The following is a 15,914-nucleotide window of genomic DNA, read 5'->3' on the forward strand; positions in this document are numbered from 1 at the left end:
CGCTGTTGAGGGGGATATAGGCCCGTGCGGCGCGAATCGCAAGAGGGATTGGTGGGGCGGCGCCAACCGGCGGATCAGGACAGCAGTTTGCGGACGATCCGGGCGGTGGGGCGGAGCACGCCGTGGACGCCGGGGAAGCGCTGGAGGACGCGGCCATAGAGGCGCTCAAGCCGGAGCCGGAGCCTGTGCTTGAGGCCGAGGCTGGTGCGGCGGAGGTGGTCACGTTGCATCAGGACGTTGCCGGTGGGCATGTGGCCCGCGAGCATCTGGAGCTTGTACTCCAGCTTGGCGTAGTTCCGCGCGGCCTGCCGTGTGCTCATCACCGAGACGGTGCGGTAGCCTGCATCCTGCACGCAAAGCCCGATCAGCCGCTCCTGCACATGAGCCAGCCCGCCATCGATGTGGAAGGGCTCGCGGTTGTAATCATCCCAGAGCCAGTTCCACTCGAACATGCGGGCGAGGGCCGGGATGCGGAACCAGAACATGGTGCCGTAGGCGGTGACGGGGGTGAAGGGATCGAGCTGGAGCTTGATGCCCATGTCGCGGGCGAGCTCCTGTAGCGGGCGGCGGTTGTTGTGCCATGAGTGGCCGAGGGTCGCGAAGCCGATGTGGACCACGGGAGGGATAACGAGGCCGACATCGGGGTGCGCCTCGAACTGGTCGAGCAGGTTGGAGACGTATCCGGCGCTTTCAACGAGGTTGTCGAAGAGGTGTTCCTTGAAGCTCTCCCCGACCCGCCGGGACACCTGAGGCGTGCGCTTGGAGTGCAGCCGCAGCGCGACCTCGAACTCGCCAGAGAGGGCGATATCGCGGAAGGTGATGAAGAGCGAAGACATGTCGCGGCCGCGATTGACGTGCACCTTGCGGACGGTGCGCAGGTCGGCGGGCCAGCCCTGCGCGTCGAGAAAGCTCTCTATGGCTGTGAGGTCCTCGTCGGTGGCGGTGGAGATGAAAAGGTGGGCCTTGCAGGGCAGATGGCAGATGCGCTCCCAGAACTCGGGCATCATCTCGGCGTAGAAGGCGTGGATGAAGACGGCGACGGCGCCGAAGGCCCACGCGGCCTTGTCTGGCTGGGCAGCCTGGCTAGGCAGAACCTCGTATTGATCGGTGATGGCACAGAAGTCGCGCGCCGGCAGCTGGCGCAGGCAGAACCGGGTAACAAGCGTGCAGAGTTGCGGGTTGATGCCCTCGAGCCGGTCGAGCGCGTCGCGCAGTTTGATCGCGTTCAGGTCGTGCAGCAGGGGATCGAGGAAGAGCAGGGCGCGGGGCATGACCGTGGCGCCGGGCCTGACGATGGTGTCGATCTCGAAGAGGGCGGGTGAGACCGTCTCTAACTCTGCGGCCTCGAAGGGGAATTCGAGCGGAATGGCGTTTTGGTCGAGATACTTGGCGAGGGGCAGGGTGCATTGGTTGTACTCGTCCCAGAAGTCACGGGCGGGCCGCAGTCGGGCGAGTTCTGCCAGAAGGCCTGAATGGCCGAGGGCGTCTTTGCCGAGGATCAGAAGGTCGGGGCTTGGAGCGCGGTCGAAGCCGGGGCGGGACAGCAGGCGCGGCTCGAGTTGGGGGTTGGTCCAGTAGGGTGCCCAGACACCGGCGACTCCGAGCGCGAGGCGCCGCAACGCGCCCTCTTCCGGGTCGATCAGGCCAATTGCGTGGTTTCCCGTCATGATGAGGGCATCAAGCGCGTGCGCGGCTTCTCCGAGGTGGGCAAGGCCGGATTGGTAGCCGCCGAAGACGCTGTGGATTGCGCCGTTGAAGCCGATCACCTCGATCCGGGCGCTGCCAACCGGATCGAGGCGGCGCGTCAGGGTTTCGCTCGTGCCCTTGTGGCCGGTGACCACGACAAGGCGATCCACCTCATGAGTGAGGCGGCGGAGGAAATAGAGCATGTCTTCACGGTCATCCAGATTGGCCCCGATCGTGAAGATTGCTGCGGTTTTGCTCATGATTGCGCTACTTTCAATTGCATGCCGCAGGGGCTGGGCGCTGGCTGGATGCGGTCAGACCGCCGGGACTCTGGACCACTCCACGAGCCGCTGGAGCCCGGCTTCGAGAGAGACTTGCGGGCGCCAGCCCAGCATGGTCCGTGCAGCGGAAATGTCTGCAACGGCGTGGCGGATATCGCCCGGGCGGAACTCGCCGGTGATTTCAAAGCGGTCAGGGGCGGCGCCCAGCATAGCAAGAAGGCGGCGGGAGACATCGAGCAGGCTGACGGTTTCGCCCGAGCCGATGTCGATCGCGCGTTCGGGGAGTTGGGGCACTTCGGCCAGCGCGAGGAAGGCGCGGGCGACATCGTCGACGTGGATGAAATCGCGCACCGCGTTGCCATCCTCGTAGAGCCGCAGGGCCAGCCCCTCTTGGATCTGGCGGACGAAGATGGAGAGGACGCCGGTGTAGGGATTGTTCAGCGACTGGCCTTCGCCAAAGACATTCTGCATGCGCAGAACGCCCACGCCCACTGGGGTGCCCCAGAAAGCCTGACGCAGCAGAAACTCCTGCATCAGCTTGGTAGAGGCATAGATCGAGGCGGGCGCGACAGGGCAGGTGACGGCATCGGTGGGCACCGGGTTCAGCCGCAGGCCAGTGGCATCATGGGGGGCATAATCGCCCACGGCGATGTCTGCAGGGCGGCGCTCGACCGCGGCGGCGGGGCGGCCGTCAGGGCCGACGCAGGCACCCTCACCGTAGACAGCGCGGGAACTGGCCAGCAGCACCCGGCGCACGCTGCCAACGGCGCGGATGGCCTCGACAAGGTTGGCGGTGCCGCCGACATTGACCTCGCAATAGCGGCCGACGAAATCGTAGGACTGGCCGGTGCCGGTCTCGGAGGCAAGATGCACGACGATTGCGGGGGCCACCTGGGCCAGTGCATCCTGTAGCGCCGCCCGGTCGCGGACATCGCCCTTGATCAGCTTGCCGCCCGCCGCCTCGAAGCGCGCGCGATTGTCAGGATTCCCGCCATGCACCTGCGGCAGGAGACTGTCATAGGCGACCACCCGGTACCGCTGCGCGAGCAGACCGGTCAATCGAGACCCGATAAATCCCGCTCCTCCGGTAATGAAGACTGTCTCCATGCGCTTTCTCTTTCAGTAGCCCAACTCGCGCATCTTTACCGCATGGCGAGTGTAGAATTGGTTCACCTGCTCCGAAGAGAGGTAATTGAGGTAATTGTCCTTCTGCCGCTTCCAGAAAAACTTGCCATTCCGGGCGGTGCGTTCGTCGGCGTCTTCAAAGACCTTTTTCAGGTTCACGCCGCGAAAACCGAGGAACAGGCACATCTTGCGGGCCGTGAGCCGGAAGTCGTCGATCAGGTCTTCGTAGCGCATCACATGCACGTCGAGGCCACTGCGTTTGAGGGCCATGAAACTGTCGATGTGCTCGAAGACCGAGCCGAAGGCCCGATTTTGTGGAAACAGAGTGACGTGCTCGCAGAAGATCGCGAACAGCTCTTCGAATTGCTTCGGCGTGAGGCTCTCAACGCTGTCGAATTGAAACGGCAGGCTGCGCCCGGCCTTGGGCGAAACGTTGCGCGACACGAAGTTGAGGTAGGACATGAACACATCCAGCGGGTGGCGGTAGATGTAGATCACCTTGTCGGTCGCGAAGGGCTGGCCCTCATCTTCGGTCAGAAGCTGCTTGTGGTGCGACTTGTAGAAATACCAATCAGCTCCATTGAAGGACCAGGGGTTCTCCATGACCTTTCCGTAATGGGTATCGGTCAGGTACCGCTGGAGCGAGCCTGGATCATTCGGGACGCCGACGAGCGCGGCGATGAGGGCGCGCAGCCATGTGTTTCCGCTCTTGGGGAAGGAATACAGCCCGACGACCTGATGCGCCGTTGTCATTTCGGGTGCGAATGGCTTCATGTGTCTAAGGCTCCCTCGGTACCAGCAACTCTTCATCACAAATAACATCGAGGTCTTTCTCGACCTCTGCGGTAAACCTGCGCGCCCGTTCGGCCGCATCATCTGCCCCGCGTTCTTTGGCGGGTGGAGTGCTGCGGGTATAGTGGCGCATGAACAGAGACATCACATGGGCGACGCCGGCCTCGCGCACTGTGCGGAAATCATCGGCGTAGTATTCGCCCCGTGAAAAACTGGAGGTGATGACCTCGTAGGAGGGGAAGTAGAAGCAGTTCTCCAGTTGGCGCTCCAACCGCTCGGCGGCCACGCGCAGCACGGCCTTGGAATAGCAGGTGGAGGTGATCACGCTGCAATCGGCACGGGCCGTGGCGACCAGCGGCACCGGAGAGACGGTGAGCAAGATCCGCACTCTCGGGTTGCGGGCCCGCATGAAGGAGACGAAGGACTCGAAATCGCTGACGACCCGGTCGACCTCGAAATTGACGAACTCGTATTTGCCGGGATCGAAAGTGCCGCCCGCGGCGCCGGGCACGACGGGAAAGATCGCACCGTCGCGCTTGTCTTTCCAGGCTTCGGTCAGGCCGAGGGTGAAGACGAAGACATCGGCGGTTTCGATCATCTTGCGGATCGCGGCGAAGTGCAGGGCGCGCTGCTCGTCGAACTCGCCGCGGGAGAGGAAGCCGCCCGGCTGGATATTGGGCCGGAAGGGATCGATCAGGGTGCCGTCTTCGCGCTCCCAGCACTGCTCGAGCGGCGTGAACTCGCGATAAGCCCGCCGGACGAGCTGCAGCAGTTGACGGGCGGTGTAGATATTGCCGAAGCGGGCCGTGAACACGCCGTAGCCGTGCTCCTGCGCGATACCTTCGGTCAGCAGAGGATGGGCCTTTTCGGTGACGAGGTAGTTGTAGCCCTCCGCGCGCAAGTGGCGGGCGATGTGCTGAGCAAAGCAGCTGCCAGCGGTGGCGATTTTCATATCCGGCGTCAGTTCGAACCCGGCTGAGACGACCGGGTCGATCTCGCGCATGTCGTCGACCTGATGCGCCTTGGACCAGAAGGCGTGGTCGGGAAGGTCGGAGTAGGGTGTTTTGCCCATGCTCTGTCAGTCCTCCGCGACTTCTCGGGTGCGGGCATCGGCGAGTGTTATGCCGTGGCGCGCCAGCAGGTGAAGGTAGACCTCGTGACCGTAGGCGGCGTTGCCGTGGGTCGGGTCACTGTGCCAGTACTCCCCGGCCAGAAAGCCATTGTTGTCGAAGATCGTGGCGGGCAGGTCGGCAACAGCGACACGTCCGGGCGCGGCGGCCTCTGCCAACTGACGGAGCACATCGACGTAGAGACGCCAGATCTTGAGACGAAGGGGCGCGGGGGAGACGCCGTGCTCGGTTACACGCTCGGAGAAACTGCCGGGATAGGCACGGATATGTGCCTCGCTCGGGTTCGGTGGCGGTGGCGGCAGCACGCGGATCGGGCCACCGAATGTGTCTGCGAAGGTGTCGATGAACAGGCCCACATTGATCTGCGCCCGATCTTCGACGAACCGGCGGATTGCGCTGTACGGGATGGGCGCGGCGCCAAGGAGGCGGGCTTCCGGGCCGAAGGGCGTTTCAAAATCGAACGGCTCCGGATGCTGCAACAGGGCAATGCTGTTGTACTCGTTGCCCATGGCCGCAAGCACCACTTCATCGGGTGCTTCGCGCTCCAGAACGAAGGCGATCTTTCTCTTAAGTTCTGGGGTAATTTGGCGCGGGTTCCGGGTGAAGTTGGGTTGGTTGGAGTCATGGGCGAGGCGCATGAAGAAAGTCTCCAACTCGGGCGGGAGACTGTCATTGCGCAGCATCAGCTGATGGGCGCGAAAGAGTGCGGACAGATGGCTGTGCCCGGCTCCGAATAATTTCATGCTTGTGCCTTTTGCTTCACGCACCGGATCGTCAGCCCGAAAACGCTCGGGCGAAAATTGACTTGAACAAAAATCGCTACGGCGCCCACCCTAACGCAAATCACACAAGACACAATTGGGGCGCTTTCGGCTGCGGTGGTGAATTGAGTCGTGGGTGGCGATTTGCGGGTGCGGCACGGCGATGGCCGATTCTGATTCTGCCGGATCCTGCGGCGGTTGCGGTGGGAAACGTGCACGATGGTGTGGAAAGAGTGGAAAACGTTTCTTTGATTCAGTCAAGGGTTTTGGCTGAATTCGCACACCAAATGGTTGAATCGAAAGGAGTGGATTAACGCACTGGCCGTTTTGCTCCTCTAAGGGTTGGTGCGCGGTGCCTTATGGCGAGGCATTTTTGCCCCACGGTGATCTTCGCAAAGATTTGTTAAATAATGGTTTTCAGGTGCCAGGGACGCTTGGTGGCCAACATGCCCGATGTGCTTACATCGGCGCGAAATTCGGCCCCGCTGAAAGCTATAAACACGTGCAGGAACACATGGCTGCGAGCCACTCTTTGGAATGGGACAAATTCGTTGACTCGTCAGGGGGTGCCGCGCAGGATTATTCGGTGAGTTTAACTGACATTGGATTTTCAATTTACTTTGACGATTGCGGGCAGAAAACGAGCTGGTGAGAGCACCGGTACTCAGGTCTGCAAAGGGCTTTTTTGGCGATGGAATCCGGCTCGGAGCCTCTCTCCATCAAAGTCTCTCGCGGGGGCGAGGGGTAGGGATGTTACGTAGTGAGACGATGAAACACCCGGCTGCGGGCGGGTCCGGTCTGAAATGCGCGGCGCGAGCGGTGGTGCTGGGCGTTGCGCTGCTGGCTTTGGGTGCTTGCAAGAGCGACGAAGAAGCCGCGGCCCAGCATATGGAGCGGGCGCAGACATACCTTGCCGAAGGGGATGATGCCCGGGCGCGGGTGGAGTTCATGAACGTGCTCGACCGGGAGCCGAACCGGCTGGACGCAAGGCTGGCGCTAGCGGCCTTGCTGGAGCGCACCGGGGACCGCAATGGCGCGCTGGCCCATCTGAAGCGAGCGGTGGAGCAGGACCCGGAGAACCTGGACGCGCTGCTGGCGCTCTCTGCCGCCAATCTTGAGGACTGGGAGTGGGATGACGCGCGGACCCGCACGGAGCAGGCGGCGCGGATTGCACCGGATGACCCGCGCGTGAAGGCGCGGCAGGCGGTTTTGGCCTATGCCGATGCCGTGGCCAAGGAGCAACCCGAGGTTCGGGAGACGGCCCACGAGCGGCTTAGGGCGCTTCGGGACGGCTCCGAGGACTTGCTGCCGCTGCATCAGGCCATTGTCGACGGGCATGTGCGGGGCGGGCGCCTTGAGGATGCGATCGAGGCGCTGGACTATGGGCTGGGGGTCTACCCGCGGGATATCCAACTGCTGACGACGCGGCTGCAGCTGCTTTACCGGCTCGACAGGAAAGACGAGATCGTTCCGCATTTTGCCCGCATGCTGGAGGTCTACCCTGAGAGTCAGCCGATCCGCGAGATGCTGGTAGACTGGCACCTTGGCCAAGGCGACCTGGACGGGGCCGAGGCGGCGCTGCGCGATTTGCCGGAGGACGCGGACACCGAAGCGCGGCTGCCGCTGGTGAACTTTCTGGCGCAGTATCGCGGCCCGGAGGCGGCGCTGAAGGAGCTGGACAAGCTGTTGGCCGGTGACACGGCGGCGGATGAATACCGGCTGCTGCGGGCGGCGATCCTGTTTGAGAGCGGGCAGGTCGATGTGGCGCTGCAGGAAGTGCGCGAGGTCGCTGCACGTGCCACCGAGACCGGCGAAGATGCAAGCGTGGCGATGTTCCTGATGGCGCAGATCCTCGACGGCACCGGCGCGCGCGGTGAGGCGGAGGAGGTATTGCGGCAGTTGCTGGCGGCCAACCCGCGCCATGTGGAGGCCGGGCAGACGCTGGCGGCATGGCTGCTGGAGCGGGGCCAAGCGAAGGCGGCGCAGCGGGTGCTGGCTGCGGCGCAGGCAGCCCGCCCCGACGACCCGCAGACCCTCTCACTCATCGGGCAGGCCCACGCTGCGACCGGCCAACCGGAACTGGCGCGGCAGATGCAGGCGCGGGCCTTCGAGGCCTCAGGCTATGCGCCCGAGATCGGGTTGCGTTACGCCAAGCTGCTCTCGGAAGCCGGGAACGACGGTGCGGCCATCGAGGTGGTCACGACCGCGCTGACCCGCGCGCCGCGCCACGAGGGGCTGCTGATTTTGCTGGGCGACTACTACCGGGTGACGGCGCAGTGGAGCCTTGCCGAAGGTATCGAGTCACGGCTGCAGGAGCTTGGCACGGTGGCGGCGCTGCTGGCGGCGGATCGCATCCACTTTGACCGGCTGGTGGCGGAGCAGGACCTCGACGTGGCGATGGCTTACCTTGCGGGGCGGTCGGCGGAGGGTGGAGGCTCTGCGGTGACCTATGCCGCGATTGCCCGGGCCAACCTTGCAGTAGGCGAGGCTGAGCGGGCCGAGGCGGTGATCGAGCTTGGGCTGGAGTATTTCCCGGACAACCGCGAACTTCGGGCCGCGGCGGCGGCGCTGGCCACTACCCGGCAGGACTATGACCGCGCGGTCGAGATCTACACGGCGCTGATCGACGATGACCCGCAGGTCGAGCGGCTGTGGCTGGATTTGTTGCGGGTGCATCAGCGCCAGGAGGACGCCGAGGCCGCCGGGGCGATGCTGCGGGCGGCGCTGGAGGCAATTCCGGGGTCTGATCTGCTGCGCTGGGAACTGGCGCTGCACTACGATGGGCGGGGCGAAGCCGATGAGGCGATTGAGATTTACGAGGCGCTGCTGGCCGATCATCCGCAAAGCGCACCGGTGCGCAACAACCTTGCCACTCTTCTCTCGACCGCCCGCGACGATGCGGAGAGCCTTGAGCGTGCAGCGGAACTGGCCGCGCCGCTGGCGGGCAGCGAGGTGCCGCAGTTTTTGGAAACCTATGGCTGGATCGCATTTCGCCGAGGCGATTACGAGGCCGCGGCGCCTGCCCTGCTGACGGCGGCCGATGCATTGCCGACCGATGCCGAGGCGCAGTTGCATGCGGCCGAGGTTCTGGTGGCGCTGGGCCGGGTCGAGGAAGCGCGGCCGCGGTATGAGGCGGCGATTGCCTTGGCCGAGACCGTTGATCCGGCGCTTGTGACGGCTGCGAGCGAGGGCCTTGCCGCCCTGCCCGCGATGCAGAGGGAAGGCAATTGAGCGGCGCGGCGGCCTCTGTGCGTGCGGGCGGCGCAACAGGCACCCGGCCCGGCGGCTTTGCCCTTGGCGCAGGCGGGCTTGCGCTGCTGGTGCTCACGGCGCTGCCGGTTTTCGCGATCGGGCTGCAGGAGTTGGGCGAAAGCTGGATGACGCCGGCCTACACACATGGCCCGGTGGTGGTGCTGATGGCGCTCTGGATCGGGTTGCGGCGGATGCGCGACGAACCGGCGGAGCTGGCCGCGCTGCCGCCCCGCCCGATCTGGCCGGGCGTGGTGCTGGTGGCGCTGGGCCTCGGCTTCGGGCTGATTGGCAGCTTCGGGCGGATTGCCGACATCGCGGCTTATGGGATCATCCTCTGGGTGGCCGGGGTGCTGGTTGTGGCGCTGGGCTGGCCCCGCGCACGGCGGCTCTGGCTGCCGGTTGCGCTGCTGGTGCTGATGCTGCCCCTGCCTCAGTTCTTTTACTGGAAGCTCACCACCTCGCTCCAGTTCGTTGCCTCGGAATTCGCGACCGACCTGATCCGGGGCATGGGCCTTTCGGTCTATCTGGACGGCAACATCATCGACCTCGGGGTTTACCGGTTGCAGGTGGCCGAGGCCTGCGCCGGGCTGCAATACCTGTTTCCGGTGATCAGCTTTGCGGTGCTGCTGGCCGCGATCAGCCGGGAGCCGGTTTGGCGGCGGCTGGCGCTGGTGGCTTTTTCCGTGCCGCTGGCGATCGGGATGAACTCGATCCGCATCGCCATCACCGCGTGGATCGTGAACCGCTCGGGCATCGAGGCAGCGGAGGGCTTTTTGCATGCCTTCGAGGGTTGGGCGATCTTGCTTGCCTCCATCGCCCTGCTGGCGGTGTTCATGCTGCTGCTGCGCTTTGTGAGCGGCGGGGGCGGGGCGCGGCGGTTGTTTGACCTCGACCTGTCGGGCACTGGCGCGCTGGCCACGCGGGCGCTTTCGGCACGGCCGGGGCGCGGCTTCATCGCGGTGGCCGTTGCCGGGGCGGTGGCGAGCCTGCTGGTGTTTACCCTTGGCGGTCCGGGCGGGCCGCCCCCGGCGCGGGCCAGTTTTGACCGCTTCCCCGAACGGCTGGGCGAATGGACCGGCGTGCGCGGCGCGCTCGACCCGAGGGTCGAGCGGGTGATCGCCCCGGATGATTACCTGCATCTCACCTATTTCAGCCCCGTGGGCGCGGTGCCGGTGCAGATCTTCTCTTCGTATTACATCGACCAGACCGGCAGCGCGGCGATCCATTCGCCGGAAATCTGCCTGCCCGCCGATGGCTGGGAGGTGAGCGAGTTCGGCACCCGCCCGCTGGATATGGAAGGCACCGGATACGGCCGCTTTGACGCGATCCGCGCGGTGATCACCAAGGGCACCGAGCATCAGCTTGTCTACTACTGGTTCGAGCAGCGCGGCAGCCGGATGGTCAACGATGTGGCCGTCAAGTTCGGGGTGCTGGCGGATGGGATCACGAAAGGGCGGCGCGACGGCGGCTTTGTGCGCTTTGTCACGCCGATCGAGGGAGAGGACGCGGGCGCGATGGCGGAGGCGGAGACACGCATCCGGGCGCTCATGCGGGAGGCCCTGCCGGAGTTGCAGGGGTTCATCCCGATGTGAGGGGCAGGATTACAGGCATTTAACCAAGGATTTACGAGCAGGATTTTTCTTCAACCTTTTCAGAGAAAGCGAGACAGACCATGACGATACATCCGATCATCCTCGGTGGCGGCCAAGGCACACGGCTCTGGCCGACCTCGCGCAAGACCTTTCCAAAACAGTTCGCGCCCTTTCTTGGCGCACGCACGCCCTATCAGGAGATGCTGACCCGGCTTGCGGGAGAGGGCTTTGGCGCGCCCGTGGTGGCGACGACAGAAGAATTCAGGTTTCTGGCGATGGATCAGGCCCGTGCGGCGGGCGCCTGGGATACCAGCGTGCTGGTGGAGCCGGAGGGCCGGGGCACGGCTGCGGCGGTGCTGCTTGCGGCGCTGAAGAGCGATGCGGACCCGGATGCGCTGCTGTTCATCACCGGGATCAACCATTTTGCCGGCAGCGCGGCGGTCTTTCGCGAGGCGGTGCGAGCCGGGGCCGAGGTGGCGCGGACAGGCAGGCTGGTGACCTTCTCCGGCGCGGCGGCAGAAGAGACTGGGTTGAAGACGGTGGCCCGCGTCGGTGGACGCGCCATTCGGATCGTCGAGCCGGACGAGGCTGGCGGGCACGGTGGAGATGAGGGCGCCCGGATGGGACTCATTCGCAAGAGTGACCTGATCGCCGCCTACAAGGCACATGCGCCTGAGCTGCTGGAGCAGTGCCGCCGGGCGCTGGAGAGCGGAAAGGCGGAGCATGGCTTTTTCCGGTATGGCGGCGAGGCCATTGCGGAGATGGAGGTGCGCAGCTTTGCTGACACGGTCGTCGACAAGCTGCCCGGCGCCCGGTCTTTGACGCTGGGCGCGGCCTGCTCTGACCTCGGCGGCTGGGATGCCGTCTGGGAGTTGCTGCCGCGCGATGCGCGCGGCGTGGCGACCTCCGGCGCCGCAACGGCGGTGGATTGCGACGACAGCCTGCTGCGCTGCGATGAGCCATCGATGCGGGTGCTCGGCGTGGGGCTGAAGAACGTGGTGGCCGTGGCAATGCGCGACGGGGTGCTGGTGGCGGACCGCAGCAAGTTGGCGGAGATCCCCGGCGCGCTGGAGCAACTCGCGGCGGAAGACCGGGTGATGGCCGAGGAATACCCGCGCTATCACCGCCCGTGGGGCTGGTACGAGTCGCTGGTGGTGGGCGAGCGCTTTCAGGTGAAGCGCATCTGTGTGAAGCCGGGCGGCGTGCTCTCGCTCCAGTCGCACGTGCACCGGGCCGAGCATTGGGTCGTTGTCGGCGGCACCGCTGAGGTGACGGTGGGCGAAGAGGTGAAGATGGTGCCGGAGAACGGCTGCGTCTACATCCCGATCGGCGCTGTCCACCGGATGGCGAACCCGGGCAAGGTGCCGATGTACCTGATCGAGGTGCAGACCGGCGCCTACCTCGGGGAGGACGACATCAAGCGCTACGAAGACATCTATGACCGCTGTTGAGGCGCCGCGCAGGACGCGGATCCTCGCCCTTGCCTCCGGCGGGGGGCATTGGCAGCAGTTGATGGAAATGCGGCCCGCTTTCGAGGGCTGCGAGGTAACCTATGCCACCACGCTGGCCGGGTTGCCGGAGGAGTTTGGTGCGAGCCCTGCGGTGATCGTGCCGGACTTCAGCCGCAGCGATCTTTGGCGGCTGCCGTTGGTGGGCTGGCGCATCGGGGGGGCGCTCAGGCGCTGCAGGCCCGATATCGTGATCTCCACCGGGGCGCTACCGGGGGTGACGGCGCTGGCGCTGGGCAAGCTCTTTGGGGCGCGGACAATCTGGGTCGACTCGGTGGCGAATGCCGAGGAGATGTCTCTCTCCGGCAAGATGGCGCGGCGGGTGGCCGACCTTTGGCTCAGCCAGTGGCCGCATGTGGCGGAGGAGAGCGGCGCGGGATACTTCGGGGCCGTTCTGTGATTTTCCTGACGGTGGGCACGCAGCTTGGCTTTCCGCGATTGGTGGAGGCGATGGACGCTTGGGCGGCGACCACGAGTGAAGAGGTGATTGCGCAGGTCGGGAGCGGGCGGGTGAATTGCGCCAACCTTGCCCCGCGCGGGATGCTGCCCCCCGCCGAGTTTGCGGACATCTTCAGACGGGCGCGTGTGGTGGTGGCTCATGCGGGTATTGGCACGATCCTCGCGGCAAAGCGCTTTCGCCGCCCGCTGATCATCGTGCCGCGGATGGCGGGGCTGGGCGAGCACCGCAACGATCACCAAGCCGCCACCGCACGGGCGTTGGAAAAAGGCACGGCGGTGCGCGTGTGCTGGGAGGTGGCGGAGCTGCCCGCCCTTTTGGCGGAAACGGCGCCGGAGGCATTGCCGGAGGGGCCGGGCGCGAGCCATGCCGCGCTGATCGAAGGGCTGAAGGGCTTTATCGCCGCTGCGCCGCTGCGCCGCTAGGGCCGCCAGGAGAAGTTGCGCTGCACCCCGAGGTAGATGGTGTTCTCTGACACGGCATCCTGCGTGCCCGACCGGCTGCGGGCATGGGAGAACCGGGCCGTGAGGTCTGCGCGTTCCGTCAGGCTGCGGGTGAAGCCGAGGCCGAACTCCATCTGCTCGACCGTATCGGCTGCCGGGTCCAGATAGTCGGTGCGGCGGTAGGTCAGCGAGGTTGTGAGGCCTGAAAGCTCGGTCAGGTTGCGGCGGTAGCCGATGCTCAGGCGGTCAACGAGTGCCTCGTCGCCGAAGGTGCTCGCCCGGACATCGCGCTCGGCGAGGGCTTGAAAGCTGCCGCGCTTGCCATCGCGGGTCCATGACAGGGAAAAGAGGCCATCCACCTCGCCGTCGCTGGCTTGGGAGAGGCCGACAGACCATGCGAGGCGCGCGGTGGGAAACTCGCGGGTCCGCGAGATGTTGGCCTCGTGCCGCCGCCCGAGCGAGGTGACGGTGCTTGCCAGATCGAAGGTGAGCGCACCGTCGGGGAGGGTGCGCACGAGGGTGGCATCCCACTCGGGGCCGCTCTGGCGGGTGACCGGGCCGCCCCCGGCGCTGGTTTCGATCTCGGTGTGGCGGAGGTTCAGGCTGGCGGTGAGGCTTTTGTTGATCTGAAACTCTGCGCCCAGCCCGGCGGCAGTGGTGGTGCGGTCGCGCCCCGCCCCTTCGGACTCGATGTCTTCATAGCTGCCGGTCAGGCTCAGCTCGATCCGGGGATCGACGGCGAAGCGCAGGGCGAGGTCGGCGTTACGCGTGTCGTAGTCAAACAGCGCGGGAGAGTCGGTCTCGTGGTAAGCCACCTCACGCAGACCGAGGCCGACCGTGCCGCCGAAGGGCGCCTCGATGCCAAAGGTCAACTCCGCGCCCAGATCGGCGGTCGTGCGATAGCCGGTGTCGGTGATCGGCGCTGTGGGATCGAGCTCTTCGTCGAAGACCAGCGTGCTGATCTCGACCTGCCGATAGGCCGCATCAAACGCGAGCGAGGCGTTGGCACCGGTTAGCTTGTAGGCCAGCGCCAGCGTGGGATCTTCGAGCGTGAGATCATCGTCGGCATCGGGGTATTCGAGCGCGCCGCTGAGGCTGAAAGAGAGGCTCGCGCGGCGGGTGGAGCTGGAGAGCGTGAAGCCCAGCTCGTTGCGGGCGCGGGTGCCATCTTCATCATGCAGAACACCGAGGCCGACCGTTGCAGTGGCAAGCAGGCCGCCCTCGTCCTGCGCGTGAGACGGCAGGCAAGACGCGACGAGCATCGCCGCGGCTGCTACACCGCTGGAGAGCCTCTTGCCGATCGACATGGGAACATCCTACTCGAAAAGCCGGCGCTCGGGCACCAGGATCACGTCGCCCTCGGTCAGCACGATGTCGCGGCTCAGGGCCGCGCCGTTGGAGAGCGCCCGATAGTTGATGCGATAGACCTTCTGGGCCCGCGTGGTGGGGTTGGTGCGCCGGAGTTGCACGCGCTTGGTTGCGCCGAAGGGGGTGATGCCACCGGACTGCGACAGGGCCTGCAGGAAGGTGGTGCCCGGCGGCACGGAGATGGGGCCGCTCTTTTCGACCTCGCCCATCAGGTAGACGGTGATCATCGGAGCGGGGGCAGGCGCGCGCGGGACGCGGGGCGTTGGCGGTGCGGGCTGCACGCCGACGTAGACGTTGGGCGTGGCGGCGAAGCTGCTGGAGATGGCCTGGGTCACGGCCTCGCGGATCTGGCCGATGTTTCGCCCGGCGGCGGGGATCGTGCCGGCCATGGGGAAGCTGAAGCGCCCGTCCGGCAGCACGACGACGCTGCGGTTGAGCGTGGGATCTTCGAGCACCTCGATGACCAGCGTATCGCCGGCCCTGACCCTGTACTCGGACTGCGCCGCGGCCATGGTGGCCACCAGCGTCAGCATCATTGCAATACCGATCCGATAGAAGTTTTTCATAGCATCAAATACCGCTGCTTCTGCGCCCGTTGCCCGGAACTTTCCATGAATGGCGCCAGAACGCACGTGGAAGACGCCCGCCTGGACAAAATTTTTCTGAAGGCGCGTGCTTTGGGCGACAGAGGGGGCAGGCGAAGGGGGGGTGAGGGCGCGCTGTGCGGCGCGCGCTCAGACTCCGGTGCAGCGGAATACGACCCCGATCGTTTTGACCAGAATGCGCATGTCGACCAAAAAGCTCAATTCACGGTTGTATTTTTCATCGTAAAACACGCGATCCGTGAATTCGGAAGTATGGCGATCTGAAATCTGCCAATAGCCGGTGAGTCCGGGGCGCAATTTGAAATAGCCGCGCCCGTGATAAAGCGACCGCTGATCTTCCATCATCGGGCGCGGCCCAACTAGGGACATCGACCCGGTGAGGACGTTGAAGAGCTGCGGCAGCTCGTCGATCGAGCATTTCCGGATCAGCGCGCCGATTTTCGTGATGCGCGGATCATTGGTGAGTTTCTGGTTCAGCGTCCACTCGCGCTTCGCCTTGGGGTTCTCAGCGAGGTGCTTGCGGAAGAGGGCGCCGGAGTTGACCTTCATGCTGCGCAGCTTCCACATGCGGAAGCGGCGCCCGCCACGGCCGATGCGCATCTGAGAGTAGAACGGATTGTGACCGTCCATCGCGATGATCGCGGCGCAGATGAGGATGATGGCAAGTGCGGTCGGTGCGAGAAACAGCACGACGGCGACATCAAAAATACGTTTAAGAACAATGCGATAAATGCCGGGCGCCTTTGCAAGCAGCATGTTGCCGTCAAACACGACGGCCTCGGCAGCGCAACTCTCTTGCTTGATATGATGCTTCATGACTTCAAATCCCGCAGCTCCCTAGGTGCACATCGGAAATTCCGCGTGCCATAGCCCCCCCTGGTCAGCCCGTCTCTTAGAAAAATCCCTTGGCGAAA

Annotated in this window: 14 protein-coding genes; 6 read left to right on the plus strand and 8 right to left on the minus strand. The window is 65.1% G+C overall.

The window, feature by feature from the left end; all coding sequences use genetic code 11:
* Positions 1-74 precede the first annotated feature (74 nt).
* Genes KUV38_RS17800 through KUV38_RS17820 form a run of 5 tightly spaced genes read right to left on the minus strand, consistent with a single transcriptional unit; the run spans position 75 to position 5,757 of the window.
* A complete protein-coding gene (locus tag KUV38_RS17800; RefSeq protein WP_222471528.1) occupies positions 75-1,946 on the minus strand; it encodes a rhamnan synthesis F family protein in 1,872 nt (623 codons plus the stop codon).
* 54 nt (positions 1,947-2,000) lie between these two features.
* Positions 2,001-3,074, minus strand: coding sequence for an NAD-dependent epimerase/dehydratase family protein (locus KUV38_RS17805; protein WP_222471529.1), 1,074 nt, complete (start codon positions 3,072-3,074; stop codon positions 2,001-2,003).
* 12 nt (positions 3,075-3,086) lie between these two features.
* Positions 3,087-3,866: a sulfotransferase domain-containing protein gene (locus KUV38_RS17810; protein WP_222471530.1), complete on the minus strand. Its 780-nt coding sequence runs from the start codon at positions 3,864-3,866 to the stop codon at positions 3,087-3,089.
* Between the two features lie 4 nt (positions 3,867-3,870).
* Positions 3,871-4,956 carry a GSCFA domain-containing protein gene (locus KUV38_RS17815; RefSeq protein ID WP_222471531.1) on the minus strand — a complete coding sequence of 362 codons (1,086 nt, stop codon included), beginning with the start codon at positions 4,954-4,956 and terminating at the stop codon, positions 3,871-3,873.
* 6 nt (positions 4,957-4,962) lie between these two features.
* Entirely contained in the window at positions 4,963-5,757 is a 795-nt protein-coding gene (locus tag KUV38_RS17820) for a hypothetical protein (RefSeq protein WP_222471532.1), read from the minus strand.
* 370 nt (positions 5,758-6,127) lie between these two features.
* On the opposite strand from KUV38_RS17820, the gene KUV38_RS17825 reads away from it, so the two are divergent.
* The 6 genes from KUV38_RS17825 (at position 6,128) to KUV38_RS17850 (ending at position 13,009) form a co-directional block, all read left to right on the plus strand.
* The gene (locus KUV38_RS17825; RefSeq protein ID WP_222471533.1) at positions 6,128-6,427 is read left to right on the plus strand and encodes a hypothetical protein; all 300 of its coding nucleotides are present in this window, start codon (positions 6,128-6,130) and stop codon (positions 6,425-6,427) included.
* A 116-nt stretch (positions 6,428-6,543) separates the two neighbouring features.
* Positions 6,544-9,006: a tetratricopeptide repeat protein gene (locus KUV38_RS17830; protein WP_222471534.1), complete on the plus strand. Its 2,463-nt coding sequence runs from the start codon at positions 6,544-6,546 to the stop codon at positions 9,004-9,006.
* Entirely contained in the window at positions 9,003-10,619 is a 1,617-nt protein-coding gene (xrtD, locus tag KUV38_RS17835) for a VPLPA-CTERM-specific exosortase XrtD (protein WP_222471535.1), read from the plus strand. Before KUV38_RS17830 ends, xrtD begins: the two co-directional genes overlap by 4 nt.
* Positions 10,620-10,699: 80 nt before the next feature.
* Positions 10,700-12,070, plus strand: a complete 1,371-nt coding sequence (locus KUV38_RS17840) for a sugar phosphate nucleotidyltransferase (protein WP_222471536.1) — start codon at positions 10,700-10,702, stop codon at positions 12,068-12,070.
* A complete protein-coding gene (locus tag KUV38_RS17845) occupies positions 12,057-12,527 on the plus strand; it encodes a UDP-N-acetylglucosamine--LPS N-acetylglucosamine transferase (RefSeq protein ID WP_222471537.1) in 471 nt (156 codons plus the stop codon). Before KUV38_RS17840 ends, KUV38_RS17845 begins: the two co-directional genes overlap by 14 nt.
* Entirely contained in the window at positions 12,524-13,009 is a 486-nt protein-coding gene (locus KUV38_RS17850; RefSeq protein WP_222471538.1) for a glycosyltransferase, read from the plus strand. Before KUV38_RS17845 ends, KUV38_RS17850 begins: the two co-directional genes overlap by 4 nt.
* Here the strand turns inward: KUV38_RS17850 and KUV38_RS17855 are convergent.
* From KUV38_RS17855 to KUV38_RS17865, 3 genes are all read right to left on the minus strand, one after another.
* On the minus strand, positions 13,006-14,334 hold the full coding sequence (locus KUV38_RS17855) for a hypothetical protein (protein ID WP_222471539.1): 1,329 nt from the start codon (positions 14,332-14,334) through the stop codon (positions 13,006-13,008). The two genes, KUV38_RS17850 and KUV38_RS17855, sit on opposite strands and share 4 nt — an antisense overlap.
* Positions 14,335-14,343: 9 nt before the next feature.
* Complete coding sequence (locus KUV38_RS17860) at positions 14,344-14,961, minus strand: polysaccharide biosynthesis/export family protein (RefSeq protein ID WP_222471540.1); 618 nt, start codon at positions 14,959-14,961, stop codon at positions 14,344-14,346.
* Between the two features lie 168 nt (positions 14,962-15,129).
* The gene (locus tag KUV38_RS17865) at positions 15,130-15,816 is read right to left on the minus strand and encodes a sugar transferase (protein WP_222471541.1); all 687 of its coding nucleotides are present in this window, start codon (positions 15,814-15,816) and stop codon (positions 15,130-15,132) included.
* Between the last annotated feature and the right edge of the window lie 98 nt (positions 15,817-15,914).

The organism is Vannielia litorea (assembly GCF_019801175.1).
Classification (GTDB): domain Bacteria; phylum Pseudomonadota; class Alphaproteobacteria; order Rhodobacterales; family Rhodobacteraceae; genus Vannielia; species Vannielia litorea_B.